This is a genomic window from Streptomyces sp. NBC_01498 (assembly GCF_036327775.1).
GTDB lineage: Bacteria > Actinomycetota > Actinomycetes > Streptomycetales > Streptomycetaceae > Streptomyces.
The window spans coordinates 3857309-3872625 of sequence record NZ_CP109598.1 but is presented as its reverse complement, the minus strand read 5'-3'; the positions used below and the strand labels follow the sequence as shown (position 1 = coordinate 3872625).

Genomic DNA, 15317 nt, shown 5'->3' with positions numbered 1-15317 from the left:
TCCGATCGGGGGGCGCTCCGTGCGGAACCACCCCCTTCTGAATTCACCGGGGCTCAACTATGTTCGTAGCTCGACGGGGGCGTCGACCGTGACTGGTCCGTACGGCCCCGGCTGTCAAGGCGGGGAGGTCTCCGGGGGGAGACGTCATTACCGGGGGAACGCTTATGCACATTCAGGATTCTCATTGGCAGGCCGTCGTGTCCGTGGACGGCGGCGGACGTGTGGGTACGGGCGGGTTGAACCGTTCCACACCACTGCGTGTCGACGCACAGCGCAATCTGGAACATGTTCTGCGAGCGGCTCGTGAGGTGTTCGGCGAGCTCGGCTACGGGGCGCCGATGGAGGACGTGGCGCGCCGGGCCCGGGTCGGGGTCGGCACGGTCTACCGGCGCTTCCCCAGCAAGGACGTGCTGGTCCGGCGAATAGCCGAGGAGGAGACCTCCCGGCTGACGGAGCAGGCACGGGCGGCTCTGGGGCAGGAGGAGGAGCCGTGGTCCGCGCTCGCGCGGTTCCTGCGGACGTCCGTGGATTCCGGCGCGGGAAGACTGCTGCCGCCGCAGGTACTGCGGGTCGGGGTGGACGTCGACGAGTCGACGGTCGTTCCGGAGACGGCGGACGGGGCGCGGGTGCCGCAGCAGCGGCAGTCCGGGCAGCCCGATCTGCGGGTCGTCGGTCCCGGTGAGCAGGTGGCGGAGCAGGCCGGTCAGCGTTCGCCGGCGTCCGACGAGCCGGTGGCGACCGCCGGTTCGACGGGGTCGCTGAGCGACGGGCTGGTCGATCCGTCCTCGGGCACGGTCGAACTGCTCGATGTCGTGGGGCAGTTGGTAGAGCGGGCACGGTCGGCCGGCGAGCTGCGGCCGGGCGTGACGGTGGCCGATGTCCTGCTGGTCATCGCTACGGCGGCGCCCGCGCTGCCGGATGCGAAGCAGCAGGCGGCGGCTTCGGCCCGGTTGCTGGACATCCTGCTCGAAGGGCTTCGCTCCCGGGCCGCGTGACGCGGTTCTGAACGGCTCCGAACGGGGTCGGCCGGGTCAGCTGCGGTCGGCTCCGCCGGATGTCGTGGGTGCGTGGGCTCCTGTCTGCTCGTGCCCGCGCAGGTGTTCGTGACGTCAACGTGGCTCTGTGGGGCGGTCGTTGGACGACAGTTCGGCCGTCGGCCCGGCCGCCTCCGCCGTGAGCCCGCGTTCGCGGGTGCCCGCCCGGGGTGCGTCCGGGCCCGCCAGGCTGGAATGTCCTGGTGAACGGCCCGTGCGCCGGGGCCGGTTGACCCTTTCCTCCGCGAGCGCCCGGCGAGGCGCTGTGGGCGTTGCCCGATCACGGACGAGTGGTCGCTGTCAACACGAGCTCGGTGGCGTCGGGCGCTGTGGCACGCTGACCCGGTGTTTCGGGTCTGACGCTACGGGGGCTTCCGTGATGAGTGGTGACGGACGGGGCGAGCCACTGGGTGGCGGCGGTGCCGGCGGTACGGAGACGGGCGGGCCGCCGTCCGGGCAGGTGCCGAGCCAGGGCCGGTCGGGAGGTTCCCCGGGAGCTGGCGGGCCTGTCGGGCCGGTGGTCCCGGTGGTTCCGTCGGCGGCTTCGCCGGGCGGGGCGGTTCCGAGTGTGCCGTCGCAGCGCGGGGGCGGCCGTGGGTCGGCCGCGCCGCATGCGGGGGCGGGGGACGGGGGCGCCGAGGGGCCGGTGGGTGATCTGCCGCCCTCGGACGCCGAGTTGGTGCGGCGGATGCGGAACGGCGACGACGGGGCGTACGAGGAGCTGTACCGGCGCCACTCGGGGGCCGTACTGCGCTACGCGCGCACCTGCTGCCGGGACGCGCACACGGCGGACGACCTGACGGCCGAGGTGTTCGCCCGCACCCTCCAGGCGGTGCGCGGGGGCGCCGGTCCGGAGCAGGCGGTGCGGGCGTATCTGCTGACGACCGTGCGGCGTGTCGCCGCCGCGTGGACGAAGACGGCCAAGCGGGAACAACTGGTCGAGGACTTCGCGGTGTTCGCGGCGGAGTCGGCCCGCTCGTCCGGGATCCCGGACGACGCGAAGCTCGACCTGGGCGCCGATGTGCGCGCCATGCGCGAGGCCGAGCGGTCGCTCGCGGTCAAGGCGTTCCGCAGTCTGCCGGAGCGCTGGCAGGCGGTGCTGTGGCACACGACCGTCGAGGAGGAGTCGCCGAGCACGGTGGCGCCGCTGTTCGGGCTGACGCCCAACGCGACGGCCGTGCTGGCCAGTCGGGCGCGCGAGGGGCTCAAGCAGGCGTATCTCCAGGCGCATGTGAACACGTCGGTGACCACGGCCGGGGACTGCGCGCAGTACGCCGAGCGGCTGGGCGCGTACGCGCGCGGCGGGTTGCGTATCCGGGCCGAGCGCGGGCTGCGCAAGCACCTGGAGGAGTGCGCCCGGTGCCGGGGAGTCGCGGGCGAGCTGGCGCACGTCAACGCGGGGATTCCGGCGGTGCTTCCGCTCGCGGTCATCGGCTGGTTCGCGGCCGGGTATTCGCTCAAGGCGGCCGGGGTCGTGGTCGGCGGGGCGGCGGGCGCCGCCGGGGCGGGTGCGGCGGCAGCGGCCGGTGGCGGCGCGGGCGCGGCCGGTTCGGGAGGAGGCGCCGCCTCGGGCGGGGCGGCGGCCGAAGGGCTGGGCGCGCCGTTGAAGGCCGGGATCGCGGCCGTGACCGCCCTCGCGGTGGCGGCCGGGCTGGTGTGGGCGCTGTCCGGGGACGAGGTCCCCGACCGGCCGGTGGCGAGGCCGCCCGTCGTGGGGCCCCTGCTGCCGGACGCGCCCGCGCCACCAACGAAGCCGAAGCCGAAGCTGCCCGCCGCACCCGGTCCGGTGGCGTCGGCCGCCCGGCCGTCGGCGGCTCCGACCCCGCCGCCGGAGCCGCCGCCCGCCGCGCCGGCGGAGGCGAAGCCCGTACCGCCGACGTCCGAGCCCCCGCCGCCGCCGGTGACCGACCGCCCGGAGCCGCCGCCCGTACCTCCCGCGCCTCGGGAGTACCAGGTGAGCCGGCTCGCGTACGACGTGACGGGGGACGGTTCGGGGCCGGAGGTGCTCATCGGGCAGAGCGGTTGGCTCTGGCAGCGATCCGGTATGTCGGTGGGCGGCACGCGCTACGGGCACGGGGTGTCGACGCACGCGCGGGGTTCGGTGACGATCGCGCTCAACCGGCCGTGCGCGACGTACCGGGCGCTGGTCGGTGTGGACGACATGACGCTCGGGCTGGGGGCGTTGCGCTTCTCCGTCTACGGGGACGGCAGCCGGCTCTGGCGCTCCCCGGTGGTGCGGGGCGGTGACGCGGCGGTGGCGGTGAACGTGGGGATCAGCGGCAGGAAGACGATCCGGCTGGTGGTCGAACCGCACACGCCGTTCGACTCGGTGGCGGTGGCGGACTGGGCGCACTCCCGCATCAGCTGCGCCTGAACCACGGGCGGGGTGCCGGAGGCTGTCCGCGTGTGCGCGAGCTCCCAGCGATGAACCGCCCCGCGGGCGTGTGGAGTCGGGGTGGTCACTTCGTGGCCGCGCCTCCCCCGGCGCGCCCGGCCTCCCTACCGATGCAGGGTCGGCCCGACGCTGTCCGCACCTGCGCGAACTCCCAGCGATGAACCGCCGCGCGGGCGCGCGGAGCCGGGCGGACGCTGCGTGGCCGCGCCTCCCCCGGCGCGCCCGGCCTCCTTACTGATGCAGGGTCGGGCGGGGCATCACGCCGCCCGCAACGGCGCGCTGGCGGGGTGCCGCCGAGCCCGTCCAGCAGGTGCCGCGACGGGACAGCAGGCGTCTGAGCCACAGTTCGGTGGAGACCAGGTCGGCGATGCCGTCCAGCGGGATCGGTTCGCCCTCGGCGGCCTTGCGGAGCGCCTTGCGCACCACGCGGGCCTCGATCAGACCGGCGTCGGCCAGCAGTGGCGCGTCGAACAGGGCCATCAGGTCGTTGACGGCGGCCCGCATCCCGGTGCGGGTCGCGGCGGCCTCCGTCGCGTGCGTCGTGGCGCCCCAGCCCGGCGGCAGGTCGTGTATGCCCGCCCCGGCGAGGACCGCGCGCAGCACGTCGGACCGGGCGCCGGGCTGCACCCGCAGGGACTCGGGGAGCGCCCGGCAGGCCCGTACGACCTGGTTGTCGAAGAACGGCGCGTGCAGCCGCTGGCTGCGGACCTCGGCGGCCTGTTCGAAGATGCGGTGGTCGGCGGCGTGCCGGGCCAGCGCGGCCCGTGCGCGGGCCTCGCCGGGCCGCTGGACGGAGGTCGGGCGGATCGCCGCCGCCGTCAGCCGGACCGACACCTCCGCGAGTGCCTCCCCCGTGAGCCACCGGGCCGCCGGTCCGGGGCGTGACCAGGTGAGCGCGGCCAGGGACGCGCCCAGCGGCCCGTCGGCGGCGGGCGCGTCGCGGTCGCGGTGTGCGGTGGGCAGCCGGGCGGCGGCCTCTTCGAGGCCGGTGCGGTAGGGCGTACGGGCGAGACGGCGGGCCGCGCGGTAGACGGTGAGGGGCACGAACAGCGAGCCCGCCGAGGGGCCCTGGGCCTTGGCGAGCGCGGTCGTCGGCCGCAGCAGGTCGCGGCGGCGCCGGTCGATGAGCAGGTCGGCCAGGCGCGCGGGGTGGGCGTCCAGCACCTCGCGGGCCCCGGCCCCGGTGAAGTGGTCGGCGCTGCCCGCGGCGAGCCGGCGGCGGTGGCGTTCGGCGATGACGAGGGAGGGGCCGGGCTCGTCGGTGAGCGGGCCCTCCAACTCGGCGTAGGGAAGGGCCTCTTCGCCCGCCGCGACGACCACGTGGTGCAGCCGGGGGTTGGAGGCCATGGCGCGGGCGCGTTCCAGTTCGGCCTCGCGACCGCCGGTGGAGAGGTCGTTGAAGGTGACGGCGAGGAGCCGTTCCCCGGCGCCGGTGCCGTGGCCGAGGACGGTGCCGGGGGCGCCGGGCAGTCCGGCGGCGAGCAGGGCGAGGGTGCCGGACGCGCTGCCGCCGGAGAGGTCGGCGCCGATGCCGGGGACGGGCGCGCCGCGTGCCGCGCGCCGGTCGGCGGGGCCCATGCCGGGCACCGGGCCGGGGTCCGGGGGCTGGGTCTCGGGGGCGTGACGGGGCGCCAGGAGGCGGGCGCGTACGGCTTCGACGAGGGCGTCCCGGACTCCCTCGACGGCGCGTTCGGGGTCGGTCTGGGGGGCGGCGACGGCGAGCGAGGAGACCTGTTCGTAGCCGGTGATCTCGCGGGAGCCCTCGCGCAGGACGAGGGCGTGGCCGGGCGGGACGCGCTTGACGCCCACGTACGGGGTGGAGTCGCGCAGCGCCTCGGGGGTCTCGGGGCAGGCGAGGAGCGCGGCCAGGTGCCCGATGTCCAGCTGGGCCTCGATGAGGTCGGCGAGCGGCAGGGCGGCGGTGGCGTACGCGGTGCCGTTGGCCCACGGCGTGTGGAACACGGGTCTCGCGCCCGCCAGATCGCCGGCGACGGTGATGCGGCGGCCGATCTGGGCGACGGCGGTGTAGCTGCCGGGCCAGGCGGTGAGGTGGCGCAGGGCACCGCCGCGCGCCGCGAACAGGCCCAGTTTCAGCTGCTCGTCGGTGGCGCCGCAGCAGCCGAACACGGCGAGCCGGGTGTCCGCGTCGACGCTGACGACTCGGACCTCGTCGTCGCGCCAGTCGCCGACGGCCCACAGCGGATCGGGGTCGCCCCACAGGAGTTGGGAGCCCACGGGGTGGACCGTACGCCCTTCGGAGCGGTCACCGACGGCTCCCGCCGTACCGAAGCTCGCGGCGATACTGCTCCACCCCACCAACCAGCGCATCGCCGCCTCCACAGCCCGTGGATCAAGTGTCGTGCCCGTGCCATCAGTCGTTCGTGAACATGCTGCCACGACAACGGCACACAGGAAGGGCCTCCGGGGCGGAGCGCGAAACGCGAACGTGTCCCCGGCAAAGGACATTTGGGGCGGCGAGGGGTCCGGGGCGGACAGTCGGCATTCAGCCAATCTCCGACCACGGTCCGCCGACAGAACGTCGGCAAACGTACAGTCCGGGAGGCTCCATCGCCTCCCGGACCGAGTCCGCCACCCGCGGGGAAATGAGGCGGCGGTGTCCCCCAGCCCACTGGTTCCAGTACGCAGTGGGCCGACCCACGCAGCACTCATGGAAGCGCTCCCGGCCGCTTTTGGCCAAGAGCGCACGGCCGGGCGCACGGCCACACACCCGGAGCACGTGCGCGTCGGGACGACTGACACGCGTTCTCCCGCACGGACAACAATCCCGCCATCCGGACGTCCGCCCCTTAACGGTAGGGATGCGGCGAACTACGCTGGGTTTACGAATGCCACGGGTTCCTCATAAGAGGGGCCGGCGAGGCGGCCGTCAGTGTGTCGAGGGGTGGCGCATGTCCAGGGAGCTACGCGGGCCGAACGAGAAACTCGGCACCGTTCTCGCCCTCGCGGGAATCAGCAACGCCGGTCTCGCCCGGCGGGTCAACGACCTCGGGTCGCAGCGCGGGCTGACGCTCCGCTACGACAAGACCTCGGTGGCCCGGTGGGTCTCGAAGGGGATGGTTCCGCAGGGCGCGGCTCCCCATCTGATCGCGGCGGCCATCGGCGCCAAGCTCGGCCGCCCCGTACCGCTGCACGAGATCGGCCTGGCCGACGCCGATCCGGCGCCGGAGGTGGGTCTCGCCTTCCCGCGCGACGTGGGCGAGGCGGTGCGGTCCGCCACCGATCTGTACCGGCTGGACCTGGCGGGCCGGCGGGCCGGCAGCGGCGGCATCTGGCAGTCGCTGGCGGGGTCCTTCTCGGTGAGCGCGTACGCCACGCCCGCCTCGCGCTGGCTGATATCGCCCGCCGACTCGTCGGTCGCGCGCGACGCGGCGATGGCCGAGGCGGCACGGAGGGCACACGCGGCGCACGGCGGGCCCCGGCTGACCGGGCCCGCCACCGGACCCGGCGGAAGGCCCGAGACGGGCCCCGGGGGCGCTCCGGGGCCCGACGGCGAGCTGTCCCCGCTGCGCGTGGGCCACAGCGACGTCGCCAAGCTCCGTGAGGCGGCGGCCGACGCCCGGCGCTGGGACTCCAAGTACGGCGGCGGGGACTGGCGTTCGTCGATGGTGCCCGAGTGCCTGCGGGTCGACGCCGCGCCGCTGCTGCTCGCCGCGTACAGCGACGAGGTCGGGCGCGGTCTGTTCGGCGCGACCGCCGAACTGACCCGGCTGGCCGGGTGGATGGCCTTCGACACCGGCCAGCAGGAGGCCGCCCAGCGGTACTACATCCAGGCGCTGCGCCTGGCCCGCGCGGCGGCCGACGTGCCGCTCGGCGGCTATGTGCTGGCCTCGATGTCCCTCCAGGCCACGTACCGGGGCTTCGCCGACGAGGGCGTGGACCTGGCCCAGGCGGCGCTGGAGCGCAACCGGGGGCTCGCGACGGCCCGCACGATGAGCTTCTTCCGGCTGGTGGAGGCACGGGCGCACGCGAAGGCGGGCGACGCCCCGGCGGCGGGGGCCGCGCTGAAGGCCGCGGAGGGCTGGCTGGAGCGCGCGCGGCCCGGCGACGCGGACCCGAGCTGGCTGGGCTTCTACTCGTACGACCGTTTCTGCGCCGACGCCGCCGAGTGCTACCGGGACCTGAAGGCGCCTCGGCAGATGCGGCGTTTCACGGAGCAGGCGCTGTCCCGGCCGACGGAGGAGTTCGCTCGGTCGCACGGTCTGCGTCTGGTGGTGAGCGCGGTCGCCGAGCTGGAGTCCGGCAATCTGGACGCGGCGTGCGCGGCGGGCACGCGCGCGGTGGAGGTGGCGGGGCGGATCTCGTCGGCGCGCACCACGGAGTACGTACGGGACCTGCTGCACCGCCTTGAGCCGTACGGCGACGAGCCGAGGGTCGCGGAGCTGGTGGAGCGGGCACGGCCGCTGCTGGTGGCTCCGGCGTAGCGGGAACGGGGCGCGGGGCGCGGAGCCGGCACGGGGGGCACGGGGGGCACGCGGGCGCGTTCGCAGCCGGCCGGGATCGCACGGAATTGGTCGGAACGCGCTAGAAGTTGACGGAACGCGAAGCATATGACTCAACACCGCACTTCGCTGCGGACCACCCGCAATGCGCGAAACGCACGGACGCACGGAACACTCGGAACGCCATGACCGGTCGCGGCGGATCTCCACGGATCTCCACTGATCACTTCGGACCACCCCGGATCGCGACGTTCGGACGATCATGCGGGACACGCGTGCCACCCCGGTGGTTTAAGGGCATTGTCAGTGGGCCAGTGCACTATCGGGGTGGGAGGTCGCACGCGTGATGAGAGACGGCTCGGGTCAGGTCGAAGGTCACGGCCGCGGTGACGACCGCGGTCGTCGCCACGGACACGACTGCGACGTGCTGGTGATCGGCGGCGGCATCGTCGGTCTCTCGACGGCCTACGCCCTCACCCGCGCCGCCCCCGGCACCCGCGTCACGGTCCTGGAGAAGGAGCCCGGCCCGGCGCGCCACCAGACGGGGCACAACAGCGGGGTCATCCACAGCGGGGTGTATTACCGCCCCGGCTCGCTCAAGGCACGGTTCGCGGTCAAGGGCGCCGCCGAGACGGTCGCGTTCTGCGCGGAGCACGGCATCCCGCACAAGGTCACCGGCAAGCTGATCGTCGCCACCGGCCGGGACGAACTGCCCCGGCTGCACGCCCTGGTCCAGCGCGGCCGGGAGAACGGCATCCCGGTCCGCGAGCTCGGCCCGGCGCAGATCATGGAGTACGAGCCAGAGGTGCGCGGCCTCGCGGCGATCCACGTCGGCACGACCGGCGTGTGCGACTTCGCCGCCGTCGCGGCCCGGCTCGCCGACTCGGCGGCGGCGTCGGGCACGACCGTGCGGTACGGCGCGGAGGTCACCGCCGTCGACCGGCGGGCGTGGGGCGTCGCGGTGCGTACGTCCTCCGGGGAGGTGGTCCGCGCCCGCGCCCTCGTCAACTGCGCCGGGCTCCAGTGCGACCGGGTGGCACGGCTGGCGGGCGACGACCCGGGAATGCGGATCGTCCCCTTCCGAGGCGAGTACTTCGAACTGGCCCGGCCGGAGCTGGTGCGCGGGCTGGTCTATCCGGTGCCCGACCCGGCGTTCCCGTTCCTGGGGGTGCATCTGACGCGCGGCGTCGACGGCACCGTCCACGTCGGGCCCAACGCGGTGCCCGCGCTGGCCCGCGAGGGCTACTCCTGGGCCGCCGTGCGCCCCCGCGAGCTGGCGGGCACGCTCGGCTGGCCCGGCACCTGGCGGATGGCGCGGCGCCACTGGCGTTACGGCGCGGGCGAGCTGCGCCGCTCGCTGTCCCGGCGGGCCTTCGCCACCGCCGTACGAAGATTGCTGCCCGCCGTGACGGAGGCGGATCTGCGCCCCGCGACGGCGGGGGTGCGCGCGCAGGCGGTGCTGCGGGACGGCACACCCGCCGACGACTTCCTGATCCGGCAGGCACCGCGCACGGTGCATGTGCTCAACGCGCCGTCCCCGGCGGCGACGGCCGCGCTCCCGATCGGCCGTGAGGTCGCGAGACGGGCGCTGGTGATGCTCAGGGACACCGACGCGGTCCGGCGCCCGGCGGGTCCGTAGTATCGAAGGCTCCTGTCCGAGTCGGCGGCCCGCCGGCGAGACCGGGAAACGAGACCGGGCGACCTGCCGGGACGCGGCCCGAGCCCGGGGCGACGCCTCGGCGACCCGGACGTCCCAGAGCGAGAAGACCGTGACGCAGAAGAACGTGACCCCGGAGACCCCGGCGCAGGAGATCCCGGCGCAGGGGGACGTGACGCGGGAGAGCCTCGTGCCCGCGAGCGCGACCGGCGACCACGACCACCCCGGGAACGAGAACGCGGACGTGGACGCGAATGTGGACGCGAATGTGGACGCGAATGTGGACGCGGGTGACGGCGTACGCGCCGGCGGCCCCGTCCGGTCCCGGATGTTCCCCGGGGGCACGGGGCCGGCCGCCGACCCCGCCGGATCGCACTTCGAGCGCCGTATCCGCAGCTTCCAGCCGCGCCGCAGCCGGGTGACCACCGGCCAGGCCGATGTCCTGCGGCGGCTGTGGCCCGCCTGGGGCCTGGACATCGACGGGCAGCGGGTCATCGACCTCGACACGATGTTCGGCGGGCTGCCGGTCGTCCTGGAGATCGGCTTCGGAATGGGCGAGGCGACCGCGCGGATGGCCGCCGACGACCCGGCCACCGGGATTCTCGCCGCCGACGTCCACACCCCGGGCCAGGGCAATCTGCTGCGTCTCGCCGAGCGGAACGGTCTGTCCAACATCCGGGTGGCCAACGGCGACGCGATCATCCTGCTCCGGGCGATGCTGCCGCCCGCCTCGCTGGACGGGATGCGCGTCTACTTCCCCGACCCGTGGCCCAAGACCCGCCACCACAAACGGCGGCTGATCCAGCCCGAGTTCCTCACGCTGGCCGCGCCCCGGCTGAAGCCCGGCGCCGTACTGCACTGCGCGACGGACTGGGAGCCGTACGCCGAGCAGATGCTCGACGTGCTGACCGCGCACCCGGCGTTCGAGAACACCGCGCCGGACGGCGGCTACGCGCCACGCCCCGGCTCCCGGCCGCGTACACGCTTCGAGGGCCAGGGCCTGGACAAGGGGCATCGCGTACGGGACCTGCTCTTCCGCCGCGTCGCGGACACGCCACCGGCGCGGTAGCGGACCGGCCGGGCCGTGGGCAGTCCGGATCTTGGGCAGGCCGAGCCGTGGGCGGACCGGGCCGGGCCCCTGGCGCACGAAGGGCCGGAACCGGGCCCGGAGCACGCGACGTCCGTGCCGGGCACCGGCCGGGGCGGGCGCCGTCGCGCGTTGTCAGTGGTGCTCGTTATGGTCATGAGATGTCCGAACCGTCCCGACCGGCCCCCTGGGCCCCGCACGAGCCCGCCGCCGCGCAGTCGGCCGCGTACACGCCCGCGCCCGGGTACGGGTACGGGCACCCCGCGGTCCCGGAGTTCGAGCGGTTCGAGCGGCAGGAGCCCGGGGACCTGTGGGCCGCCGTGCCGGACCGTTCCCGGTGGCGCTACCGGCCGCACCGGGCCCTCTGGCGGCATCCGCTCGTGCGCGCGGGCGCGGTGGTCATCGTCCTCGCGCTCTGCGGCCTGCTGATCCTCTCCCTCGTCCGGGAGCAGACCGGCACCCGCGGCTTCCTCGTCGGCCTCGGTCTGGCGCTCCTGCCCGTGCCGTTGCTGATGGCGGCCTTCCGCTGGCTGGACCGGGTGGAACCGGGGCCCTGGCGGAATCTGCTGTTCGCCTTCGCCTGGGGCGCCTGCGCCGCCGCCCTCGTGGCGATCACGGCGAACTCCTTCGCGACCCAGTGGATAGCCACCGCGACGGCGGATCCCACGGGCGCGGAGTCCCTGGGCGCCACGGTGGTCGCGCCGATCGTGGAGGAGAGCGCGAAGGCCGCCGCGATCCTGCTGATCTTCCTCTTCCGGCGGCGGTCCTTCACCGGTCTGGTGGACGGCGTCGTCGTCGCGGGCTTCACCGCGACCGGCTTCGCCTTCACCGAGAACATCCTCTACCTCGGCAAGGCCTTCGGCGAGGACCAGCAGACCGGCGGCCCCGGCCTCGGGGCCGTGACCGCCGCGACCTTCTTCATACGTGTCCTGATGTCCCCCTTCGCGCATCCGCTCTTCACGGTCCTGACCGGCATCGGCTTCGGCATCGCCGCGCTCGCCACCCGCCGGCAGGCCGTGCGCCGGTGGCTGGCACCGGCGGTCGGCCTGCTGCTCGCCATGGGCACACACGCGCTGTGGAACGCCTCCGCGACGCTGTTCGGCCCGTACGGGTTCTTCGCGGTGTACGGGGCCTTCATGCTGCCCGCGTTCGCCCTGCTGACCTGGCTGGCGATATGGAGCAGGCAGCGCGAACTGCGTACGGTCTCCGCCGAGTTGCCCGCCTACGCGGCGGCCGGCTGGCTCGGCGAGACCGAACCGCTCGCGCTGTCCTCGATGCGGGCGCGCTCGACGGCGCGCAAGGCGGCGGGACGGCTCCACGGCCCCTCGGCGGCACGTACGGTCGCCGAGTACCAGTCGTTCGCGACGGCCCTGGCGTTCCTGCGCCACCGGGCGGGACGGGGCACGATGGGCGCGGACTTCGCCGAGCGCGAGAGGGAGTTGCTGCACCACCTGTGGCAGCGCCGGGAAACGGCGTCGCCCGCGCTGGCTTACGCGGCGCGGGCGACGGGGCGGGTGTGGTCACCGCCGCCGTACATCGACTACGGCGGCTACAACCCGTATCGGAGCTAGAGCACTGTCCGGCGGGTGTCCGGGCGGACACCCGGCCGGTCAGGTGCGCGTCAGGGGTTGAGGCCCTTGCTGCGCAGCCAGCTCAGCGGGTCGATCCCGCTGCCGCCCGGGGTGTGGACCTCCAGGTGCAGGTGCGGGCCCGTGACGTTGCCGGTGGCTCCCACGCGGCCGATGGTCTCGCCGGTGGTGACCTTCTGCCCGGCGGCGACGGTCATCGAGGACAGGTGGGCGTACCAGATCTCCGTACCGTCGTCGAGTTCCAGCACCACGCGGTAGCCGTACGACCCCGACCAGCCGGCCGACTGGACGGTGCCGCCGTGGACGGCCTTGGCGGGCGTGCCCGTGGGGGCCGCGAAGTCCAGGCCCGTGTGCTGGCCGGAGGACCACATGGAGCCGGTCTGGCCGTAGGTGGAGGTCAGCGTGTAGGAGGAGGTGGGGAGCGAGAAGCTGGCGGCCAGCTTCTCCAGGCGCTTCTCTTCGGCCTTGCGCTCGGCGGCCTCCTTCGCCTCGCGCGCCTTCTCGGCGGCTTCCTTCTCCGCGTCGGTCTGCTGCTGCTCGGCCTTCGCCGCCGCCTCGGCGGCGGCGGCGGCCTCCACGCTCGCCTTCTGGGCGGCGTCGGCACCGGCCTGCTGCTGCTCGGCCTGCTGGAGGATGCGGGCGCGCAGCGCCTCGCCGGAGTCCGTGGCGCCCTGCTGGGCGTCCGCGGCGGTGAGCCCGGCGGTGGTGAGCGGGGAGGGGGTCTCGTCGGCGGCGCTGTCGCCGTCGGACATGAAAGACCCGACACCGGGAAGGGACTTGGCGTCGGGGAGGCTGTCCGAGATGGCGTCGGGCAGGGATATCGAGACCGGAGGCTTGTCCTGCGCGGAGGCGATGCCTCCGGCGCCGACCGCGGCGATGACACCGACGCCGAGGACGGTGGAGCTACGGGCGAGAGCGTTGCGCTGCTTGGCGACACGGTGCTTGCCGCGTACGGGACGGACGGTCTCCGCGGTGGGATTCCATTCCTCCCGCTCTCCGTTCACCTCGCCGTCGGCGGGACCGGTACCGGCGAACCGGCTTCCGGGGCCGAAGTGGAGCCGGGCCGAGGTCTCGGAGACAGGGCTGTTTGACGCCACGGGGGCGCTCTCCTTTCCTTCCTTCTCGCCTACCGGGTTAGCTGACGGGTTCGGAGCAGGAAGGTCTCCTACGGGCGTTCTTCACCGCACAAGGCAGCAAGAGGCGCCCGATTCACCCCAATTGGTGGTTCCCCGGTTTCCTTACGGAATTCGGCACATGCGCACGGCGCCGACTCTTTCGACGGCTGGGACAACCGCGCTGCGTTATCGAACGTTAATAGACGACGGGGGCCTATTCCAAGCTGTTCCAGGTGATCGTTCACAGCTGCGGCCTGGACCAACCGGGACACAAGCAGGCGGAATCGGGCGAGTTGATCGTCCTTCGGGCAATGTGCGATCGCCCACTCGAACTGACGGTGCGTCAAATGTTATGCGGAGCGGCGCATATCGACTACGGAGCGTGCCGGGCGCGGGACGGCCGCGTCCGGCGAGGCGGCGATGTCAGGTCGCCACGGGCTCCACGGGGCTCCGTTCCGGCAGCAGATCGACGGGCCGGCAGACCGCCAGCAGCGCCATGTCGTCCGTACGGCCGCCTCCGGTGTGCGCCCGTACGTCCCCGACGATCACCTCCAGCAGTTCGTCCGGACCGGGGAAGACCCGCCCGGCGAGCCGCTGGCGCGGGTCGTAGAAGACCCCCGCGGCGTTACGGGCCTCGGTGAGCCCGTCGGTGTAGAGGAGCAGCGTCGTCCCCGACCGGTACGGGACCTCCTCCGCGAGGTCCGGCCAGGTGCCCAGCTCGCCCATTCCGAGCGGCAGCGCCGGTTCGGTCGGGTCCAGCACAGTCAGCACCCCGTCGGGGGCGAGCAGCAGCGGCTCCGGATGGCCGCGGTTGACCACGCGGACCATGCCGTCGGTGTGCGGGATCTCGGCCAGTACGGCGGTGGTGAACCCCTCGAACAGGTCGATGCCGTCGCGCCGCGTGCCCTCCCGCGCGAGCGCCCGCTCCAGCCGCCGCGCGACCCCTTCGAGCGTCGGCTCCTGCTCGGCGGCCTCGCGGAACGCGCCGATGACGACGGCCACGGTCTCGACGGCGCCCATGCCTTTGCCGCGTACGTCACCGACCACCAGCCGCACCCCGTACTCCGTGTCCTGGACGGCGAACAGGTCACCTCCGATGAAGGCGCCCTCCTCGGCGGCCTCGTAGCGCGCGGCGACGTGCAGCCCGCCGATTCTGGGCGCGGGTGTGGGCAGGACGGCGCGCTGGGCCGCCTCCGCGATGACCCGCGCCGAGGCCAGGCGTTCGCCGCTGCGGCGTACGACACCGTTGATGGCCAGCGCGAGGACGGAGACCGTGAAGACGGTCAGCGATTCGGTGATCGTCTCCAGGCCGCCGGCCGTGCCGTTGTAGACGTGCAGCCCGAGGACGATGGCGACCGAGACGATGCCGACGACGAGGGTGCGCGCGAACGAGAAGAACGGGGCGGCGACCAGGGAGGCCGCGGCGAAGAACGGGGCGGCGGTGAAGGCGGCGGGGGTCGCCTGGTCGAGGACGACTCCGAACGCGATGATCATGAACGGCAGGACCGCCACGACGGGATGCGCCCGCCGGGCGGCGTGCCGGCCGTGCCGCCGGCTGGGCGGGCGGGCGTCGTCTGGGCCGAAGCCCGGGGGGTGCTTCACGGCGGCGGGCGAGCTGTCCCCGAGGAACTCCTCCGGGTCGAAACCGGGCCGGACGGGGTTCGCCGGGCGGGAACCCGACGGACGGTATCCGACGGGGCGGACGGCGGGCGTGGCGGCGGGCGCGCGGACGCCGGAGGGAGGGGGGCCGGGGGAACGGGGGCCCGCGTGCCGGGGCTCCGAGGAGCCGCCGGGGAGGCGGGTGCGGCGGGCGGGAGCGGGGGCGGGACCCGGAGTGGGGGCGGGGGTGAGGGCGGGACCCGGGTCCCGGCCGGGGTCGGGGTCGGTGCCGGCGGGACCGGGGCCGGGGCCGGGACCGGGGCCGGGAGTGGGACCGGGGCCCGGGTCCGCACCGGAGCCGCGGCCCGCGAGACCGGAGCC

Annotated in this window: 9 protein-coding genes and 1 riboswitch; of the genes, 6 read left to right on the top strand and 3 right to left on the bottom strand. The window is 74.5% G+C overall.

The features are described 5' to 3' along the window. The first annotated feature begins 164 nt into the window (after window positions 1-164). Window positions 165-995 (top strand): helix-turn-helix domain-containing protein, encoded by an 831-nt coding sequence (locus OG875_RS16520; protein WP_330174989.1) that lies wholly within the window; start codon window positions 165-167, stop codon window positions 993-995. A 418-nt stretch (window positions 996-1413) separates the two neighbouring features. Next, window positions 1414-3408 carry a sigma-70 family RNA polymerase sigma factor gene (locus OG875_RS16515; RefSeq protein ID WP_330174988.1) on the top strand — a complete coding sequence of 665 codons (1995 nt, stop codon included), beginning with the start codon at window positions 1414-1416 and terminating at the stop codon, window positions 3406-3408. A 252-nt stretch (window positions 3409-3660) separates the two neighbouring features. Here the strand turns inward: OG875_RS16515 and OG875_RS16510 are convergent, their stop codons facing one another. Continuing rightward, window positions 3661-5757, bottom strand: a complete 2097-nt coding sequence (locus OG875_RS16510; RefSeq protein ID WP_330174987.1) for an asparagine synthase-related protein — start codon at window positions 5755-5757, stop codon at window positions 3661-3663. Between the two features lie 581 nt (window positions 5758-6338). Between OG875_RS16510 and OG875_RS16505 the strand changes: the two genes are divergently transcribed. From OG875_RS16505 to OG875_RS16490, 4 genes are all read left to right on the top strand, one after another. Then, window positions 6339-7871 carry a sporulation protein gene (locus tag OG875_RS16505; RefSeq protein WP_330174986.1) on the top strand — a complete coding sequence of 511 codons (1533 nt, stop codon included), beginning with the start codon at window positions 6339-6341 and terminating at the stop codon, window positions 7869-7871. Between the two features lie 364 nt (window positions 7872-8235). After that, window positions 8236-9528, top strand: a complete 1293-nt coding sequence (lhgO, locus tag OG875_RS16500) for an L-2-hydroxyglutarate oxidase (RefSeq protein ID WP_443079125.1) — start codon at window positions 8236-8238, stop codon at window positions 9526-9528. A 346-nt stretch (window positions 9529-9874) separates the two neighbouring features. Next, on the top strand, window positions 9875-10615 hold the full coding sequence (trmB, locus tag OG875_RS16495) for a tRNA (guanosine(46)-N7)-methyltransferase TrmB (protein ID WP_330177768.1): 741 nt from the start codon (window positions 9875-9877) through the stop codon (window positions 10613-10615). A gap of 179 nt (window positions 10616-10794) precedes the next feature. Further along, window positions 10795-12204, top strand: a complete 1410-nt coding sequence (locus tag OG875_RS16490; protein ID WP_330174984.1) for a PrsW family intramembrane metalloprotease — start codon at window positions 10795-10797, stop codon at window positions 12202-12204. 50 nt (window positions 12205-12254) lie between these two features. Here OG875_RS16490 and OG875_RS16485 read toward each other — a convergent pair whose 3' ends face one another. Together OG875_RS16485 and OG875_RS16480 are read right to left on the bottom strand one after the other, a co-directional pair. Then, entirely contained in the window at window positions 12255-13319 is a 1065-nt protein-coding gene (locus tag OG875_RS16485) for a M23 family metallopeptidase (RefSeq protein ID WP_443079124.1), read from the bottom strand. An 11-nt stretch (window positions 13320-13330) separates the two neighbouring features. Then, a riboswitch (cyclic di-AMP (ydaO/yuaA leader) is annotated at window positions 13331-13485 on the bottom strand. Between the two features lie 275 nt (window positions 13486-13760). Continuing rightward, a complete protein-coding gene (locus OG875_RS16480; RefSeq protein ID WP_443079123.1) occupies window positions 13761-14939 on the bottom strand; it encodes a PP2C family protein-serine/threonine phosphatase in 1179 nt (392 codons plus the stop codon). Window positions 14940-15317 lie beyond the last annotated feature (378 nt).